At 66.1% G+C, this 17,570-nt stretch carries 14 protein-coding genes; 9 read left to right on the plus strand and 5 right to left on the minus strand.

From position 1 onward, the window contains the following. Positions 1-26 precede the first annotated feature (26 nt). Complete coding sequence (locus tag HNO51_RS14480; RefSeq protein WP_010627336.1) at positions 27-413, plus strand: CBS domain-containing protein; 387 nt, start codon at positions 27-29, stop codon at positions 411-413. A 17-nt stretch (positions 414-430) separates the two neighbouring features. Beyond that, positions 431-718 (plus strand): hypothetical protein, encoded by a 288-nt coding sequence (locus tag HNO51_RS14485; RefSeq protein ID WP_197447999.1) that lies wholly within the window; start codon positions 431-433, stop codon positions 716-718. 78 nt (positions 719-796) lie between these two features. Here the strand turns inward: HNO51_RS14485 and pepN are convergent, their stop codons facing one another. The 5 genes from pepN to HNO51_RS14510 form a co-directional block, all read right to left on the minus strand. Continuing rightward, on the minus strand, positions 797-3,430 hold the full coding sequence (pepN, locus tag HNO51_RS14490; RefSeq protein ID WP_197448000.1) for an aminopeptidase N: 2,634 nt from the start codon (positions 3,428-3,430) through the stop codon (positions 797-799). Positions 3,431-3,502: 72 nt separating this feature from the next. Further along, the gene (locus HNO51_RS14495) at positions 3,503-3,913 is read right to left on the minus strand and encodes a YbaN family protein (RefSeq protein WP_197448001.1); all 411 of its coding nucleotides are present in this window, start codon (positions 3,911-3,913) and stop codon (positions 3,503-3,505) included. A gap of 137 nt (positions 3,914-4,050) precedes the next feature. Next, entirely contained in the window at positions 4,051-4,581 is a 531-nt protein-coding gene (locus HNO51_RS14500; protein ID WP_209537707.1) for an Hsp20/alpha crystallin family protein, read from the minus strand. Between the two features lie 173 nt (positions 4,582-4,754). Continuing rightward, a complete protein-coding gene (locus HNO51_RS14505) occupies positions 4,755-5,240 on the minus strand; it encodes a YajQ family cyclic di-GMP-binding protein (protein WP_197448003.1) in 486 nt (161 codons plus the stop codon). An 84-nt stretch (positions 5,241-5,324) separates the two neighbouring features. Continuing rightward, complete coding sequence (locus HNO51_RS14510) at positions 5,325-5,783, minus strand: GNAT family N-acetyltransferase (RefSeq protein WP_197448004.1); 459 nt, start codon at positions 5,781-5,783, stop codon at positions 5,325-5,327. 187 nt (positions 5,784-5,970) lie between these two features. On the opposite strand from HNO51_RS14510, the gene HNO51_RS14515 reads away from it, so the two are divergent. The 7 genes from HNO51_RS14515 (at position 5,971) to HNO51_RS14545 (ending at position 17,530) form a co-directional block, all read left to right on the plus strand. After that, positions 5,971-7,476, plus strand: a complete 1,506-nt coding sequence (locus tag HNO51_RS14515) for a RimK family protein (RefSeq protein WP_209537708.1) — start codon at positions 5,971-5,973, stop codon at positions 7,474-7,476. Between the two features lie 367 nt (positions 7,477-7,843). Continuing rightward, positions 7,844-9,190 (plus strand): UDP-glucose dehydrogenase family protein, encoded by a 1,347-nt coding sequence (locus tag HNO51_RS14520; protein ID WP_197448006.1) that lies wholly within the window; start codon positions 7,844-7,846, stop codon positions 9,188-9,190. A gap of 9 nt (positions 9,191-9,199) precedes the next feature. Beyond that, complete coding sequence (locus HNO51_RS14525) at positions 9,200-11,128, plus strand: glycosyltransferase (protein ID WP_197448007.1); 1,929 nt, start codon at positions 9,200-9,202, stop codon at positions 11,126-11,128. A 19-nt stretch (positions 11,129-11,147) separates the two neighbouring features. Beyond that, positions 11,148-12,707, plus strand: a complete 1,560-nt coding sequence (locus HNO51_RS14530; protein ID WP_197448008.1) for a PilZ domain-containing protein — start codon at positions 11,148-11,150, stop codon at positions 12,705-12,707. Next, positions 12,697-13,572 carry a polysaccharide lyase gene (locus tag HNO51_RS14535; protein WP_234283740.1) on the plus strand — a complete coding sequence of 292 codons (876 nt, stop codon included), beginning with the start codon at positions 12,697-12,699 and terminating at the stop codon, positions 13,570-13,572. Before HNO51_RS14530 ends, HNO51_RS14535 begins: the two co-directional genes overlap by 11 nt. Before the next feature lie 38 nt (positions 13,573-13,610). After that, positions 13,611-14,855, plus strand: a complete 1,245-nt coding sequence (locus HNO51_RS14540) for an alginate lyase family protein (protein WP_197448009.1) — start codon at positions 13,611-13,613, stop codon at positions 14,853-14,855. Between the two features lie 38 nt (positions 14,856-14,893). Further along, positions 14,894-17,530 (plus strand): tetratricopeptide repeat protein, encoded by a 2,637-nt coding sequence (locus HNO51_RS14545; protein WP_197448010.1) that lies wholly within the window; start codon positions 14,894-14,896, stop codon positions 17,528-17,530. The last annotated feature ends 40 nt before the right edge of the window (positions 17,531-17,570 follow it).

Consider the following 17,570-nt stretch of genomic DNA (forward strand, 5'->3'; position numbering starts at 1 on the left):
ACGAATGGTTTAACGGAGAGAACAAGATGCTGGTCAAGGACATCATGAACCGCGATGTGGTGACGGTATCCCCCTTCGCCACCTTGCGCGATGCGCTGAGCCTGATGAAGCGCCACAACCTCAAGAGTCTGGTGGTGGAGCAACAGGATCCCCACGATGCCTGGGGATTGATCACCTATACCAACATCCTCAAGACCATCGTCGCCGAGAATGGCGACATCGACCTGATCAACGTCTACGACGTCTGCGCCAAACCCGCCATCGGTGTCGGCGAGTCGCTCGACGTGCGCCATGTCGCCAGCTTGATGACCGACAGCGTGGTCAAGCGAGTGCTGGTACTCGACGACAACAAGTTGCTGGGCCTAGTCACCATGGATGATATCGTAGGCACCGTGCTCGACATGATCGAGTAGGCCGACCGGACCCTGATATGCAAGATTTCTTTTCCTGGCTGGGCAAGACCCTGGGCGAGATCATTCGCTTCGTGGTCGACCTGCTGCTCGTCTTCTTCCAGAACCTGGGCGCCTCCGCCCGCGGCTTCTTCGACGGCCTGGCGACGTCGCTGGGCATTCCCCCCACCCTGATCAGTCTGGCGGTGCTGCTGCTCGGCCTGTGGCTGCTCTATCTGGCGCTGCGCGCCCTGCTGCGCCGGCGCATCTTCGCCACGCTGATCTGGGCGGTGCTGGGGGTGACGGTGTTGAGCTGGCTCATCTATTAAGCCCAGCCAAAAAAAGTGCCGCCCCAGGGGCGGCACTTTTTTGTTATCAGGAAATCGGAATTTCCGATTACCCTTTCCTCAAGCGAGGGCCTTTTCGATCACCTCATAAACATTCGGCGAGAGCTTCTCGGCGCGGATTCGTTCGAGTTCGCCCTTCATCAGTTCCTGACGCGACTCGTCGAAGCGTTGCCAGCGCGTCAGCGGCGTGACCAGGCGCGCGGCGATCTCGGGGTTGAGTCGGTTGAGCTCGATCACCACGTCGGCCAGCAGGCGGTAACCCTCGCCATCGGCGCGGTGGAAGTTGATCCGGTTCTGGTTGGCGAAGGTGCCGATCAGCGCGCGTACCTTGTTGGGGTTCTTCAGCGAGAAGGCGGGGTGCGCCATCAGGTGCTTGACCCGGTCCAGCGCATCGGCCTGGGGTCGGGTGACCTGGATCGCGAACCACTGATCCATGACCAGCGTATCGTGCGCCCACTTCTCGCCGAAGGCACGCAGGGCCGGGGCCGCCAGGTCGTCGCGGCTGCTGTGGGTCAGCAGCGTGAGCGCATGGCGCACGTCGGTCATGTTGTGATCGGCCTCGAACTGCCGGCGAACGATGTCGATACCCTGCTCGTCCTCGATCGCCATCAGGTAGGAGAGCGCCACGTTCTTCAGGCTGCGCCGCGCAATCTGCTCTGGCTCGGGGGCGTAGGGCGCGTCGCTCACGTTTTCCTCGTAGAGGCGCAGGAAGTCGTCGCGCAGGGTCGCGGCCAGCGACTGCTTGACGAAGTCGCGTGCGGCGTGGATCGCCTCGACGTCGACCAGCGGCTGCTGCTCGGCAATATAGGCCTCGGAGGGCAGCGTCAGCATCTCGGCCAGCACCGCCTTGTCGTCGCTGCCGCGCTCGAGCAGGGCGCGGAAGGCCTCGACCACGCGCGTGTCCATGACCTTTTCGACGCCATTGCGGTGGGCGGCGATGAGGTCGTCCAGCGCCAGCATCGCCAGCCGCTGGCCGGCATCCCAGCGATTGAAGCCGTCCGAGTCGTTGGCCAGCAGGAAGGCCAGGTCCTCGCGGCCGTAGGGAAAGCGCAGCTGGACCGGCGCCGAGAAGCCGCGTAGCAGCGAGGGCACGGGCGCCTCGGCCACGTCGCTGAAGACGAAGGTCTGCTCCGCCTCGCGCAGGTGGATCACGCCATCGCTGCCGAGCGACTGTCCTTCCAGCGTCAAGGGCAGGTCACGCCCCGACTTGGTGCCCACCAGCCCCAGTCGCACGGGGATGTGCAGCGGCAGCTTCTCGGGCTGGCCGGGCGTGGCCGGGGTACGCTGGCGCAGGGTGAGGCGATACTCGGCATGGGCATAATCGTATTCGCCGTAGGCGTCGATCTCCGGGGTGCCGGCCTGGGAGTACCACAGCATGAACTGCGACAGGTCCTGGCCGGAGGCTTCCGCCATGCAGTCGACGAAATCCTCGATGGTCACCGCTTGGCCGTCGAAGCGCTCGAAGTAGAGGTCGCTGCCGCGGCGGAAGGCCTCCCAGCCCACCAGGTTGCGCAGCATGCGCACTACCTCGGCGCCCTTTTCGTAGATGGTCAGGGTGTAGAAGTTGCCGATTTCGATGTAGTGGTCGGGGCGCACCGGATGGGCGGTGGGGCCGGCGTCCTCGGCAAACTGGGCGGTGCGGAAGAAGGCCACGTCCTCGATACGCTTGACTGCCGCCGAGTTGACGTCGGCGGAGAAGCACTGGTCGCGGAAAACGGTGAAGCCCTCCTTGAGCGACAGCTGGAACCAGTCGCGGCAGGTCACGCGGTTGCCCGACCAGTTGTGGAAATACTCGTGGGCGACGATGCCCTCGACCCGCTGGAAGGCGGCGTCGGTGGCGGTATGCGGATGGGTCAGTACCGCCGCCGAGTTGAAGATATTGAGGCCCTTGTTCTCCATCGCGCCCATGTTGAAGTCGTTGACCGCCACGATCATGAACAGGTCGAGGTCGTACTCGCGGCCGTAGGTCTCTTCGTCCCAGCGCATGGCGCGCTTGAGCGAGGCCATGGCGTGGTCGGTCTTGCCCAGGTTCTCCTCCTCGACCCAGATCTGCAGCGTGACCTCGCGCCCGCTCATGGTGACGAAGCGGTCCTCGACCTTATTCAGGTCACCGGCCACCAGCGCGAACAGGTAGCTGGGCTTGGGAAAGGGATCGTCCCAGGTGACGAAGTGGCGCCCCCCGGGCAGCTCGCCCCGCTCCACCGGGTTGCCGTTGGAGAGCAGCACCGGCAGGCTCGCCCTGTCGCCAATCACGGTGGTGGAGAAGGTTGCCATCACGTCCGGGCGGTCCGGATAGTAGGTGATGCGGCGAAAGCCTTCGGCCTCGCACTGGGTGCAGTACATGCCGTTGGAGAGGTAGAGCCCTTCCAGCGCCGTGTTCTCCCGGGGGGCGATCTCCACCTCGGTATCGAGGCGGAACTGGCCGGGCGGACCATGGACGACCAGTCCGGTGTCGCTGAGCGTGTATTCGTCTCCGGCCAGCGCCTGGCCGTCGATGGCGATGCGCTTGAGGGTCAGCTGCTCGCCATCGAGCTCGAGCGGCTCATCGCCTCGACTCTGCGGATGGCGTTCCAGCTGCAGGCTCGCCTTGACCGTGGTCGCGGCGGGATCCAGTTCGAAGGTCAGCGCGACATGGGTCACACGGTAGGCGGGCGGCCGGTAGTCGTGACGATGGGTCGGCTTGGGTTCAGACATCGGGAAGACTCCTGTCCATGATCGATGCCCATTGTAAGGTTGCCGGCTCCTCAACCTCAAAGGCAGCTGACGCTAGCGCCGTACCAAGCGTGCCACCGTCCCCGCCTCGAGCCTGCCGCCGGGCTCGGGGCGCGTGACGATCCACAGCCCCAGCAGCGCCAGGCCCATCGCCAGCAGGAACTTCAGCCATACCAGGCTGAGAGTCAGGAGGAGCACCACGACCGACAGGGCGAGCATGCCACCGGCGACCCACTTGGCATGGCGCGGGATGGCGCGCTCGCCTTCCCAGGCCGCCACGGTCGGGCCGAAGCGAGGGTGCTCACGAATCCACTGGGCAAAGCGCGGCGAGCCACGGGAAGCCGCCCACACCGCCAGGAGCATGAAGCAGGTCGTCGGCATCAGCGGCACGAAGACGCCGATGACGCCAAGCGCGAAGCTGGCCCAGGCCAGGGCAATGTATACGGCACGGCGAAGCGAATGCATGCGAGTCCCCCATCCAGGCTTTCCCTGCTGACTCCATTGAAGCCCATCTCGCCGCTGCAGGCCAATCGGGCATGGCTATGGCGCCATTAGAAAAAGAAGAAGCCCGCCCGAAGGCGAGCCAATGACGTCGATAAGCTCTACTGGATCGGGATTTCGCGACGGTTCTCTTTCGCTTCACCGCTGCGCGGAACGCGAACCTTGAGCACGCCGTTCGCGAACGAGGCCGATATCGCTTCGGGGCGTGCGTCGCCGGGCAGGTCGAGCACTCGGCGGAAGCTGCCATAGGAGCGCTCGATGCGCTGGTAGCGATCCTCCTGGGTGTTGCGCTCCTGGCGCTTCTCGCCTTCGATGATCAGCCGGTCGCCATCCAGAGTGAGCTTGACGTCCTTCTCGTCCACGCCGGGCACCTCGACGCTGATCAGGTACTCCTCGTCACGCTCGGCGATGTCGAGCTGGGGCCTGAGCAGACTGGCCATGTCACCGAAGCGGCTCTCGAGCGTCGGCATGCCGAACTGACGCATGACGTCAGTCATCCAGCGGTCCAGCTCCTGATGCATGCCGAGCAACGGCGAGAGTTCGCCCTGGCGAGGCTCCACGGGTACCGGCGTCGCGGCATCGCGGCGCTCGCTCTTGAACCAGTTCCAGGGAGAGAATTTCTGCAGATTCATACGCCACCTCCTGTTCGTCATGAGACACGTGACGCATAGGACGGGCTTCGAGCCCGTTCCGGCATGAACAGAATTGGTGGCGCAGGGCCGGTTTTCAAGTGGCGTTCGACGCGCACTTGCGCCAGATCAACGATTCGCCATCGACCGGAGCCGATGGCGTGAGGCTGCGCCTCTCAATCGCGAAAATTGTCGAACTGCAACGCCAGGTCGGGGCCGCCTTCGCCGCGCAGCATGGCAATGACCTCCTGCAGGTCGTCGCGCTTCTTGCCGGTGACCCGCACCTTCTCGCCCTGGATCTGCGCCTGGACCTTGAGCTTGCTGTCCTTGATGCGCTTGACGATGTCCTTGGCCTCCTTCTGCTCGAGCCCCTGCTTGAGCTTGACCTCTTGGCGAGCCCGCACGCCCGAGAGTTCTGGCTCCTGCTCCTCCATGCAGCGGGCATCGATGCCGCGGGCGATGAGCCGATTGCGCAGCACGTCGAGCATCTGCTTGAGCTGGAAGTCGACCTCGGCCTCGAGCTGCACCGTATCGCCATTCAGCTCGAAGCTGGCCTTGACGCCCTTGAAGTCGAAGCGCCCCTGGATTTCTCGGTTGGCCTGGTCGACGGCATTGCTGGCCTCGTGCTTGTCGTATTCGGAAACAATGTCGAAAGAAGGCATGGCGGTGTCCTTGTTTGCCCAATCATGCCGGGAAGTCTACCAGCCCGGGCCCATCCCTGCGCGCCTGGGCTCAGCCGCGCCGGTTCATGTCGACACGCCAAGCGGCTTGCTCATCTGCCAGCCGGCGCAGCCATCCTCGTAGTAGTCGTCGAGCCAGCGCTCCAGCCTAAATCCCATGCGCCGGTAGAGCCCCAGGGCAACGCGATTGTCCGCCCTCACCTCCAGCCCCAGCGCCTCGGCGTCGTGTCCCAGGGCAACCCGCTCCAGTGCCTCGAGCAATTGGCGCCCCAACCCGCTGCCGCGCGCTTCTGGGTGCACGCAGAACGAGTAGAGCCGGGCGCGACGGCTGCCGCGCCGGAACAGCAGGGTGCCATACCCCATGAGCCGCTCTCCATCGTCGGCGACAAGCGTCTCGGCATGAGCGCGATTCAATAAGTGCCAGAGCTGTCGACGGCTGAAGCGATCTCCGCTGAAGGCTACCTGCTCCAGGCGGTAGAGAGCGCCCAGATCCTGTGGCTGGGCCTGGCGCAGAGCAACGGACATGGGCTTTCTCCAGGCTGGCGGTGGCCATGCGGGTACGCATGAAAGGGAACTTGACGGCAGCGCTCGACCCGCCTGCCATCATGAAATCATTTCACCTGTCGGGGCGCTTGTCGACAGCAAGTTGCAGCGGCATGCTGGCCGCAACCCGCGGCAAAGCCGCCCCTCCCCCAGCAGACGGATTTCGCCCATGTGCCCCTTGCGTATCGTCGTCGATCGACAGGAAGACTGGCGGCCCTATTACCCTTCCGAGGACCTGATCAGCGCCGACGACTTCCTGGCCCTGGACCGGCGCCATCGTAGCGCCGCCGACCAGGACCGCAGTACCCATGTGATCAACCTGTGCGGCGAACTCGATTATCTCGGCACTGGCTACTACGTTTCGCTGCTGGCCCAGGCACGCGGCCAGCGCGTGCTGCCCAGCGTGGAAACCCTCAACGAGCTGTCGCGCAAGGCCCTGGTCGACCTGCAGCTGGATACGCTGGCGCCGCTGCTCGGCGAGCTGGCGCGCCAGGGCAGGCTTGCCGGAGACAGCGTGACGCTGCGCGTGCTGTTCGGCGAATGCCTCGAGCCTGAGCTGGCCCGGCTCGCCCGCAAGCTCTTCGAGCGCCTGCCCTGCCCGCTGCTCGAGGCACGCCTGGTACGGCGCCACGACCTGTGGCGTCTGGCCCGGCTCAAGCCAATCCCTCTTCGCGACCTCAACGCCGACGAGCAGGACCTGTTCGCCTCCGCCCTCAACCGGCATTCACGCAAGGTGTGGCGCACGCCCAAGGCACGCCGCCGCTACCGCTTCGACCTGGCGATACTGGTCGATCCCAAGGAGGCCATGCCGCCGAGCAACAAGAGCGCGCTCAAGGCCTTTATCCGCGCCGGGCGCAAGCTGGGCATCGACGTCTCGCTTATCACCCGGCGCGATGCGGGGCGGCTGGCCGAGTTCGACGGGCTGTTCATCCGCGAGACCACGGCGCTGGATCATCACACCTATCGCATGGCCCGGCTCGCCGAGCACGAGGGGCTGGTGGTGATCGACTCGCCGCGGGACATCCTGCGCTGCACCAACAAGGTCTACCTGCATGCGCTGCTGCGGGCCCGCGGCGTACCGGCCCCGGAGGGTGTGCTGCTGAAGCGGCGCGACCGACGCCCGTTGGCGGAACGCATCGCCGGCCTGAGCTTTCCCCTGGTGCTCAAGATACCCGACGGCTCCTTCTCCCGCGGGGTGGTGAAGATCGAGTCGCTGGAGCAGCTCGAGCGAGAGGCCCGGCGTCTGTTCGAAGATTCCGCCCTGCTGCTGCTGCAGGAGTGGCTGCCCACCGAGTACGACTGGCGCATCGGCGTGCTGGACGGCCAGGTGCTGTTCGCCAGCCGCTACTACATGGCGCGCGGCCACTGGCAGATCTACGACCATTCCGGCGCCCGGGTGAAGAGCGGCGGCTTCACCACCCACGACCCCGCCGACGTGCCGCCCGCCGTGATCAGGGCGGCACTCAAGGCGACCCGCTTGATCGGCGATGGGCTGTACGGCGTCGACCTCAAGCAGGCCGGCGAGCGCGTGGTCGTCATCGAGGTGAACGACAACCCCAACGTCGACGCCGGTATCGAGGACAGCGTGCTGGGCCGCCAGCTCTACGAGCGCATCATGGGCGTGTTCCTGGCCCGCATGGAAGCGCGCGTCTCGGCCAGGTCGGCGGATGTCTGAGGCAGTGAACACTTGCTCTGACTGAATTAAACAAATCGATTCATTAAGTTACCTCTTCATGACCTATCCTTGTCGCTAATAAGAGACATTCCAAGCCCTTGATCTGCAAGGCTCAGGCGGCTTCGGCTCACAAATGTCTCTTATAAGCGACAGATCGTGCACGTCCTGCAAGCGTCAACTCTTCCTCGGTTGCGCCAACATTCTGATTGGAAACGGTGTTTTCTAGTTGGCGCGAATGTTGCGTACCACATGGCACGCTAACTAAATGAACACGGCCCTGCTCGCCATCGCCCGCCGGCCATTTCGGCAGCGGCGCGATGGCGTTGATTGGATGACAGGGCCACAACTGCAAGGAGCGACGACGACCATGAAGATCACCATCTTCGGATCTGGCTATGTGGGTCTTGTAACCGGCGCCTGTCTGGCCGATGTCGGCCATCGGGTCATGTGCGTAGACGTCGATGAGGAGAAAGTCGCCCGCCTCAATGCCGGAGAAGTGCCCATCTACGAGCCCGGCCTGGAGGAACTGATCAGCAAGAACAAGGGCGCGGGACGCCTCGAGTTCACCACCGATGCGGCCAAGGCGGTGGAGTTCGGCCTGCTCCAGTTCATTGCCGTGGGGACCCCTTCCGACGAGGATGGCAGCGCCGACCTCAAGTATGTGCTGAAGGTCGCCGAGACCATCGGTCAGCACATGAACGACTACAAGGTCATCGTCGACAAGTCGACCGTGCCCGTGGGCACCGCCAGCAAGGTGGAGCGCACCGTGGCCGCCGAGCTGGAGAAGCGCGGTCTCGACCAGGCGTTCGATGTCTGCTCCAACCCCGAGTTCCTTAAGGAAGGCGCCGCCATCGAGGACTTCTCGCGCGGCTCTCGCATCATCATCGGCACCGATTCCGAGCGCGTGAGGAAGGCCATGTCGGAGTGCTACGGCCCCTACAACCGCCAGCGCGACAAGATGATGTTCATGGGCATACGCAGCGCCGAGCTGACCAAGTACGCCGCGAACGCCATGTTGGCCACCAAGATCAGCTTCATCAACGAGATCGCCAATCTCGCCGAGCGCCTCGGCGCCGACGTCGAGGAGGTGCGCCACGGTATCGGCTCCGACCCGCGTATCGGCTACAGCTTCATCTACCCGGGCTGCGGCTATGGCGGCTCCTGCTTCCCCAAGGACGTCAAGGCCTTGGCCCATACCGCCGAGGAGATCGGCCACCCCGCCGAGATGATCAAGGCCGTGGAGCGCGTCAACGCCCGGCAGAAGAACAAGCTGTTCGAGAAGCTCTGCCAAGCCTTCGATGGCCAGCTCGCGGGCAAGACCATCGCCGTCTGGGGGCTCGCCTTCAAGCCCAACACCGACGACATGCGCGAGGCGCCCAGCCGCGCCTTGATGGAGGCGCTATGGGATGCCGGTGCCCGGGTCCAGGCCTACGATCCGGAGGCCGCCGACGAGTGCCGTCGGATCTATGGTGAGCGCGATGACCTGGTGCTGGCCGAGCAGCGTGACGACGCCTTGGAAGGGGCTCACGCTCTCGTCATCTGCACCGAATGGAAGGCCTTCCGCACCATCGACTTCCCAGAGCTCTACGAGAAGCTCGCGGAGCCGGTGCTGGTTGACGGCCGCAACCTGTTCCAACCCGATACCGTCAAGGCCGCCGGCCTCGCCTACTACGGCATCGGACGAGGTGATTCCGTGCGGCCGGTACTGGCCTGAGGAGTGACCATGTCCGCGACGCCCCCAGACCCGTCCACTGCCAGCCGGATCACGGAACTCACCACCTTCCTGTTCGGCCTGGCATTGATGGTGGTCATCCTCAGCGAGCTGCCCTCGAACGTGTTCTCGCCGGAGTCGGAGAGCTTCATCTTCGTCATCGGGTGGATCGCCATATGGCGCTACTCCTGGTGGGCCGTACAGGCCGTGCGCTCGGTGTGGTACAACCGGCGAGTCTTCCCGCAGATGCGGGCCGAGGCGGACGCGATCGGCGAGGAGGAGAAGCCGCCCGAGCTGTTCGTGCTGTGCACCTCGTTCCGGATCGAGGCGACGGTGAACTTTCAGGTCTATGACGCCCTGATTCGCGAGGCGCGTGACTACGGCGTGCCGACCACCATCTTCGCCTCCGTCTCGGATCGTACCGACGTGGACGTCATTACCCACGTCATGGACGAGCACGATTGGCCGCGGAACGTCGAAGTGCGCTACATGTTCCAGAAGGGGGACGGCAAGCGCTCGGCCATGGCCGAGGTGCTGCGGGCGATCTCCCGGCGCCTGCCGGCGCCGGGCTCGCTGCTGGTGTCGATGGACGGCGATATCCGGCTCGAGCCGGGTACGCTGTCTCGTTCGCTCTCCTTCTTCCAGTCGCAGGACGACCTGGGCGCCCTGACCACCAACAACCGCGCCGAAGTGACGGGCAACGATGCCACCCGCGAGTGGTATGACCTGCGCTATGCGCAGCGCCATCTGATGATGAGCTCGATGTCGGTCTCGCGACGCCTGCTGGTGTTGACCGGCCGCTACAGCGTGTTCCGCGCCGATCTGGCCACCCAGCCGGATTTCATCGAGCTGATCGAGAGCGACCACGTCGACCATTGGCGCTTCGGCAACTTCAAGTTCCTCTCGGGCGACGACAAGTCCTCGTGGTACTGGCTGCTGAAGAACGGCTGGCGCATGCTCTACATTCCCGACGTCTTCGTCACCGGGTTCGAGGAGCTGCCCGACCGGCGGCGCTTCTTCGCCTCGACCACCGACCTGATGCGACGCTGGTACGGCAACATGCTGCGCACCAGCAACCGGGCCATCGCCCTAGGGCCGCGGCCGATGGGGATGTTCACCTGGTGGAGCCTGGTGGATCAGCGTCTCTCCATGTGGACGACGCTGGTCGGCCCCACGGTGGTGACGCTGGTGTCGCTGTTCGTGAGGCCCTCGTTCTTCTTCGCCTACGTGCTGTGGATCCTCTTCACCCGCGGTATCGCGACCTCGATCCTGGCGTGGCAGCGCGGACGCTTCAGCCTGCTGTGGATCCCGCTGATCTACTACAACCAGGTGTGGGGCGCGATGCTGAAGACCTATGTCAGCTTTCGCTTCAACCGGCAGAAGTGGTCGCGCCAGGGCATCTCCGCAGGGGAGCCGGACGATCCCGTCGCGGCCAGCAGGCAGCGACGCATGGGCCACGTGCTGCACGGCTTCGCCTACGGCGTGCTGCTGTTCATTCTGCTGCTCTCCACCGGCGTGATGACACCGCCGGATCGGGTATCGCTGCACATCGCCCGCAGCCAGACCTGGGAGAGCGACCACGACCCCGAGCGGCTCGACCGCTGGCTCGGCGCCGTCCTCGCCGACAAGCGCGGCGACTCGGTGCAGCTGCCTCCCGGCTACTTCCGTCTCGAAGGCGACCTGGTCGAGACCCTGCAGCGGAACACGCTGCCGAGTGACAAGCGAATCCACGGCAACCAGGGCGCCACCCTACTGGCCATTTCACCCGCCGTGGCGGAATTGATCCAGGGCCCGAATGGCGAACCCATCCAGGATGCCGCCGAGTGCACCGTGGATGCGAACTGCCGACTGGCCTTTGACGAACATGACCTGACTCTCGTCAACGTACGACTCAGGGTCGAGCCTGCTGCGCCGACCGACGTGGCAGTGGCCCAACCCTGACGCAAGGAGCGACCAACGGATGGCTGACAACTTCTTCAACGACGACGCCAAGCGGCACGAGCCTACCCTGGGGGGGGATCGGCCGCACCGGCAACCCGATGCTTCGGCCGAGTCGAGGCATACCGATCGAGACAGCGCGCGCCTGACCCAAGGCGACCGACTGCAGCATGAGCGCCGTGACGAGCGAGGCTACATCCGTGTCAGCCTGCCGTTTCGCGTCGACCTCGACGACAGCGACGCGGAGCTGAACGGTAACGACGTTTCACTGGGCGGCTTCTCCGCACGCGGCCCGCGCGGCTTCCAGCCGGGCGAGCGCATCTCCGCCTCGCTGCTGATGATGGCCGGAGCAACCGAGCTGATCGTACCGCTCCGGGCGGAGTGCCTGCGCTCGAGGCCCGCCGACGGCGGTAGCGGCTACGACACCAGCTTCGAGATCACCGAGATCGAGCCGCAGCATCGCGAGCTGCTGCGCCAGATCATCCGCAGCGCGCTCAGCGGCCGCACCCCCAATGTGGAGGGCCTGATCGGCGGCGAGGACCCGCAGACGCCGCGCAAGCGCCAGGCGACTCGCCCTACTCCGCCGTCGCGTCCGCCCAAGCCGATGGGACGCTACCTCCTGCTGTTCGCCGCCATCGGCCTGCTGGTGCTGGTCGGGGCCGCCACGGCCTATCGCAACTTCATGCTGATCGAGCCGAGCTTCGCCGCCGTCACCGCGCCGCGCATCGACATTCGCGCACCGGGGCCGGGCATCCTCGGCGAGCACGAGCTGACGGCCGGGGACCAGGTCGAACGGGACCAACTGCTGACCAACGTGGTCAACAGCGAACTGGAGTCGGACCTGATCCTGGCCGAGGCGGCGCTCAACTACAACAACCGCTTGATCGAGAACCTGCGCGAGCACATCGAAGGCGGCATGCAGGAGGTCAGCCTGGCCAACTCGGCGCAGCCGGCCAGCGGCGACACCATGACCTTCGAGTCGGTCTCACCGGAGATCGCCCAGGCCCGCGTCGAGCAGTTCGAGACCGTGCGCGACTATGAGAGTTCGCGCATTGCCGCCCTCGAGGCGCGCATGGCCAGCAACGAGATCTACAGTCCGTGCGATTGCCTGGTGGCCTGGGCCCTGAGCAGTGCCGACGGCGTCTACATCAACGAAAGCGAACGGATCATGACCCTGATCCGCACCGACGAGGATGACGTGCTGGTCGAGGCCCTGGTGCACATGAACGACATCAGCCGCATCGAGCCCAACCAGAAAGCGTACGTGACCCTGGCCAATGCCAACCAGCCGATCCGTGCCCGGGTGCGCAACGTCGCCCTCGACGTCGAACGCCAGCCACGCGCCGGCTTCCCCAGTTGGGTGCGCCAGCAGCAGAACGTGGCCAGCGTGCTGCTGGTACCCGAGGAGCCGCTGCCTGCGGAGAGTGTCGGCCAACCCGTTGACGTGCGCTTCACCGAAGCCCCGCTGCTGGGCGCCGCCTCGGAGCGGATCTGGCAGGGCGTACGCTCGGTCATCCAGTTCGGCGACGACATCTATCGCGCCGCCACGGAGGACAACGATGAAAGCACCGATGAAAGCTGATTCCCGGCACGCCGCCTGCGGCTGGGTACCGCTGCTGGGCGCAGGGCTGCTGCTGACGAGCCTTGCCGCCCAGGCCGACAAAGCCGACGACGCCGTCGTCGGCATTCCCCAGGAGGTCGCCTGCTCGCAGCGCTACGTACAGGCCGAGACGCCGCGTCCGCATCAGGCCGTGGACGGCCATGCCGCCGTGCGCCAGAACTTTCACACCAGGCGCCACTGGGGCACCGAGGAGAACGTCGAACGCCTCGGCACCGAGCAGACCGGGATCGGCGAGCCCGGCCTGCGCGTGCACTATCCCGCCGGTACCTCCTCGCCGGGAGAGAAGCCGATCGGCGGGGCGGGCTTCTACAGCGACCCGCCCTCGATCAAGGGCGCCGAACAGGCCTGCCTGAGCTACATGATCCGCTTCCCGGCGGACTTCGATTTCGTGCGCGGGGGCAAGCTGCCGGGGCTTTACGGCGGCGACGCCCCCTCGGGAGGCGAAGAGGTCGACGGGAAGAATGGTTTCTCGATGCGCCTGATGTGGCGCGAAGAGGGGGAAGGTGAGCTCTATCCCTACGTGGTCGGCTTCGAGGGCGAGTCGGTGGGACGCGGCTTCTGGCGCTTTCCCCTGGGGCAGTGGGTCACCGTCGAGCAGGAAGTCGTGCTCAACGACCCCGGCCAGGAGAACGGCATTGCCCGGCTGTGGATCGACGGCCGCCCGGTGCTGGAGCAGCAGAACATCGTCTATCGCACCTCGCCGTCGGTCACCATCGACGGGCTGATGTTCTCCACCTTCTTCGGCGGCAGCGGCGAAGGGTGGCGTACGCCCCGCGACCAGTACGTGGACTTTGCCGCCTTTCGCTTCTTCACGTCCCACCCTTGACCATTCCGCAATCGAGCGCCAATGGAGCGACGCCGATCATGCCCCTTGCCGTAGCAAAAGGACTGACTGCAAGCCTGCTGTGCACGCTTCCCCTCGCCCTGATGGCGATGGGCGGCAGCGCGGCAATGGCCGACACACTCTCGCGCGAAGAGCGCATGGAGCTCGACCTCTCGGAGTACCGGGTCACCGATACGGATGCCGGCTACTTCGACGTCGAAGCGCGCATGGCCCTGCTCGACGAGACCGACAACTCGATCCTGCTGCAGCTTCAGGACGAGCTCGAAACGGGCCCCAGCTGTCGCCAGATGCTCAATTTCAAGCCCATTACCACGCGGGGCGGGATACCCGGCTTCTACCCCAACCCCGAGGAGTGGGAGCTGGCCACCGAGCCGCTGTTCGCCTTCGAGGACAGCGTGTCGGTACTCGCCGGCAGCTTCGTCGCCAGCGGCGACCCCTTCTATGCCGAGTGCCTGGTGCGCTTCCTGCACGGTTGGGCCGAGGCCAAGGCACTGACTACCTTCGTCTTCGACCCCAACGACCCTCAGGCCTGGTTCGCCGCGGAGTCGATGCTGTTCGCCGCCGCCATGGCCTACTCCATCGTGCGCCCCTACGTGGACGGCCTGGAGGAGGAGCGCGCCGAGATCGAGCAGTGGCTGCACGGCCTCGCCCTGCAGCACTCGGCATTTCCCGGGCAACCGGAGGAGAGCTGCTGCAACAACCACTTCTACCGCCGTGCGCTCTACGCCAGCATGATCGGCGTGCTGGTGGAGGATGACGAGCTGTTCCGCTTCGGCGTCAGCGCCATCTATTCCGCGCTGCACGACATGACCGAGGAGGGCGCCCTGCCCCTCGAAGTGAGCCGCGGCCGACGCGCCACCCATTACCAGAACTATGCGCTCAATTACCTCATCACCAACATGCAGGTCATTCAGCGCCAGGGCTACGACATCTTCGATCTGGAGTACGAAGGCAACAACATTCACGAGGCCGTCGATTATCTGTTCCAGATCCTCGACAACCCGCAGGCGCTGGGCGATTACGCACCGCTGGAACAGTTCACGGGGTTCCTGCGCGACCCGCAGTACTTCACCTGGATGGAGGTCTACCTCGCCCGCTACGACCATCCGCAGATGGCGCGTTTCATCACCCGGGTGCGGCCGACCTACAACCGCAGCGCCGGTGGCTTCATGACCCTCTATTTCATGGACCCCGAAGCCCAGCAACACGTCTACCTGGACGAGGAGCGGCGCCGCACCGAAGCCTTCCGCGGCCTGAGCAATTGAGCCAACGACAGAAAACCACACATCGAAGAGGGGAACCCATGGAACGCACGAACGTCAGGAATCGACTCATCCCCTCGCTGCGACTGGCGGCAGCGATCACCATCACGGCCGGACTCGTCGGCTGCGCAGCGCCCGGCGGCTCGGCGCCTGGCGAGCATGCCCCGCCCGTTCCGGAGGCCTACCAGGGCTGGTTCGGCGGCGTGATCGATGCCGACATCTCGGGCCGGGACTGGGACGTCATCAACTACAGCAAGCGCCTGATCGAGGAGGAGCGCTACGACGAGGCCCTGAAGCACCTCGACGCGCTGATGGCACGCAACATCATGCCGGCCTTCTACGAGGCCGGGAAGCTCTACGAGCGGGGCATCGGCGTTGAGCCGGACCCTGCCCGGGCGGCCAGGCTCTATGGCCAGGCGCTGGACCTGCAATCCTCCATCCATGGCCAGGCCTCGCTGCACCTGGGGCGCCTCTACCAGGAGGGTCGCGGGGTCGAGCAGAACGACGTGCTGGCCTACCACCTGCTCTGGCAAGCCATGGAAGAGGGCGTCGAGCAGGATGCCGAGAGCCGGCTGGCCGAGATGCTGGCCGAGGGCACCGAGAACATCGAGGCCGACCCGGACACGGCCAAGCGGCTGCTGGAGCGCGCCGCCGCCCGCGGCGATGCCAAGGCCCTGGAAACCCTGGCCGAGGCGCACTCTCCCGGCGGCTGGCTGAAGGAGGATCCCGCCCTGGCCATGGACTATGCCCAGCGCTTCGCCGAGACCCTCGAGTCGAAGGCCAGCCAGGGCGACACCGGTGCCATGCTGCAGCTGGCCTCGATGTACTCGGCGGACGGCATGCTCGGTGACCAGCCCGAGCAGCGCATCCGCTGGATGCGCCAGGCCGCCGAGGCCGGCGACGTCGACGCCCTGGCCCGCACCGGGCGCGAGCTGATCGACGCCGGCGACCACGCCCGGGGTATCGAACTGCTCGCGGAGGCGGCCGGGGACGGACAGGTCGATGCCATGACCTACTACGGCGAGGCGCTGCTCGAAGGCACCGCTGGCCAGCCGCAGCCGGTACAAGCCGAGCGCTGGCTGCGCGAGGCGATCGAGGCGGGCTCGGTGGATGCCCAGGTGATTCTCGGCCGTGCGCTGGTCAATGGCCAGGGGGGGCTCAACGACCTGCCCCGCGGCATGAACCTGCTCGAGCAGGCGGCCGAACAGGATCACGCGCTGGCGTTGGCCCAGCTGGGCGCGCTCTATCTCGACGACGAGCGGGTCGCCGGCCAACCCTACATCGCCGTCGAATACCTCGAGCGAGGCCACGAACTTGGTCACCCCTGGGCCACCCAGCAACTGGGCGAAGCCTACCTCAAGGGTCGCGGCGTGCCGCAGGATCCCGCCCGCGGCGAGGAGCTGCTGCTCCAGGCCGCTGAGCACGGGCAGTCGGGCGCGATGCGGTTGCTCGGCGAAGCCTACCTGGACGAGGAAAACCCCAACTTCCAGCCCAGCCGCGGCGAGGAGCTGCTGCTTCAGGCCGCCCAGGCCGGCGACACCACGGCCATGACCCTGCTCGGCGAAGGCTACCTGGAGGGGCCGCTGCGTGAGGATCCCACCCAGGGCATCCAACTGCTGACCCAGGCCGCCCAGCAGGGCGACGCCTACGCCATGGTGGTCCTCGGCCGCGCCTATCGCAACGGCGATGGGGTCGAGCGCGACCTGAGCGAAGCCAACCGCTGGCTGACCCGGGCGCAGGAGGCCGGGCACGAATCCGCCGACGAAGCGCTCACCTACCTGCAGCGCGACCTGGGCGCCCAGGGCAATATGGAGGCGCTGGTGGCCGCCGCCGAGGATGGCCACCCGGGCGCCATGGCCGACCTGGGTCGCGCCTTCCTCCGCGGGGAAGGGGTCCAGCAGGACCAGGGACGAGCGGAATACTGGCTGGGACAGGCGCACCAGGCCGGCCACGCCGGCGCCGCCGCCAGCCTGGGCCGCATGTACCTGGACCGCGGCGCCACCGAACGTGGCATCGAGTACCTCGAAGCCGCCGTCTCGCGGGGCCATGCCGGGGCTCGCGCCGACCTGGGCGAAGCCTACCTGACCGGGGACGGCGTCGAACGCAACGTGGAGCGCGGCATGGAGCTGCTGACCGCCGCCGCCGAAGCGGGTAACGCACAAGCCGCCTTCCACCTGGGCGAAGCCTACCAGAACGGCGACGGCGTGGAGCCGGATGCCGAGCAGGCCGAACGCTGGTACCGCCAGGCCAGCGATGCCGGCGCCATTCACGCACGCGTAGGACTGGGGCTCGCCCTGCTGCGTGGGGAAGGTGCCATCGACCAGGACGTCGAGCAGGGCCACGATCTGCTGCTCGAGGCCGCCGAGCAGGGCCACCCCGGTGCCCAGGCCTCCCTCGGCCGCGAGTACCTGCGCGGCGAAATCGTCGAGCGCGATCCCGAGCGGGGCGCCGACTATCTCTACCAGGCGGCCAGCCAGGGGCACAGAAGCGCGCGACTCGCCCTGGCCGAAGCCTACCTGTCGGCCCGGGGGCTGGAGCAGGCCAACCAGCAGCAGGCCCTGCTATGGCTCGACGAGGTGTTCGAGAGCGAAGGGCAGATGGCCATCGAGACCCTGCGTCAGCTGCTCACCGATGAAGCGGCCATCGCCGCTGCCGCCAGCGGCGGCGAGGGCGACTGAGACCGAAGGGAGCGCCTCTCCCCCGCTTGAGAGGCGCTCC

Origin of the sequence: Billgrantia sulfidoxydans (genome assembly GCF_017868775.1) — a bacterium.
GTDB classification, from domain to species: Bacteria; Pseudomonadota; Gammaproteobacteria; order Pseudomonadales; family Halomonadaceae; genus Halomonas; species Halomonas sulfidoxydans.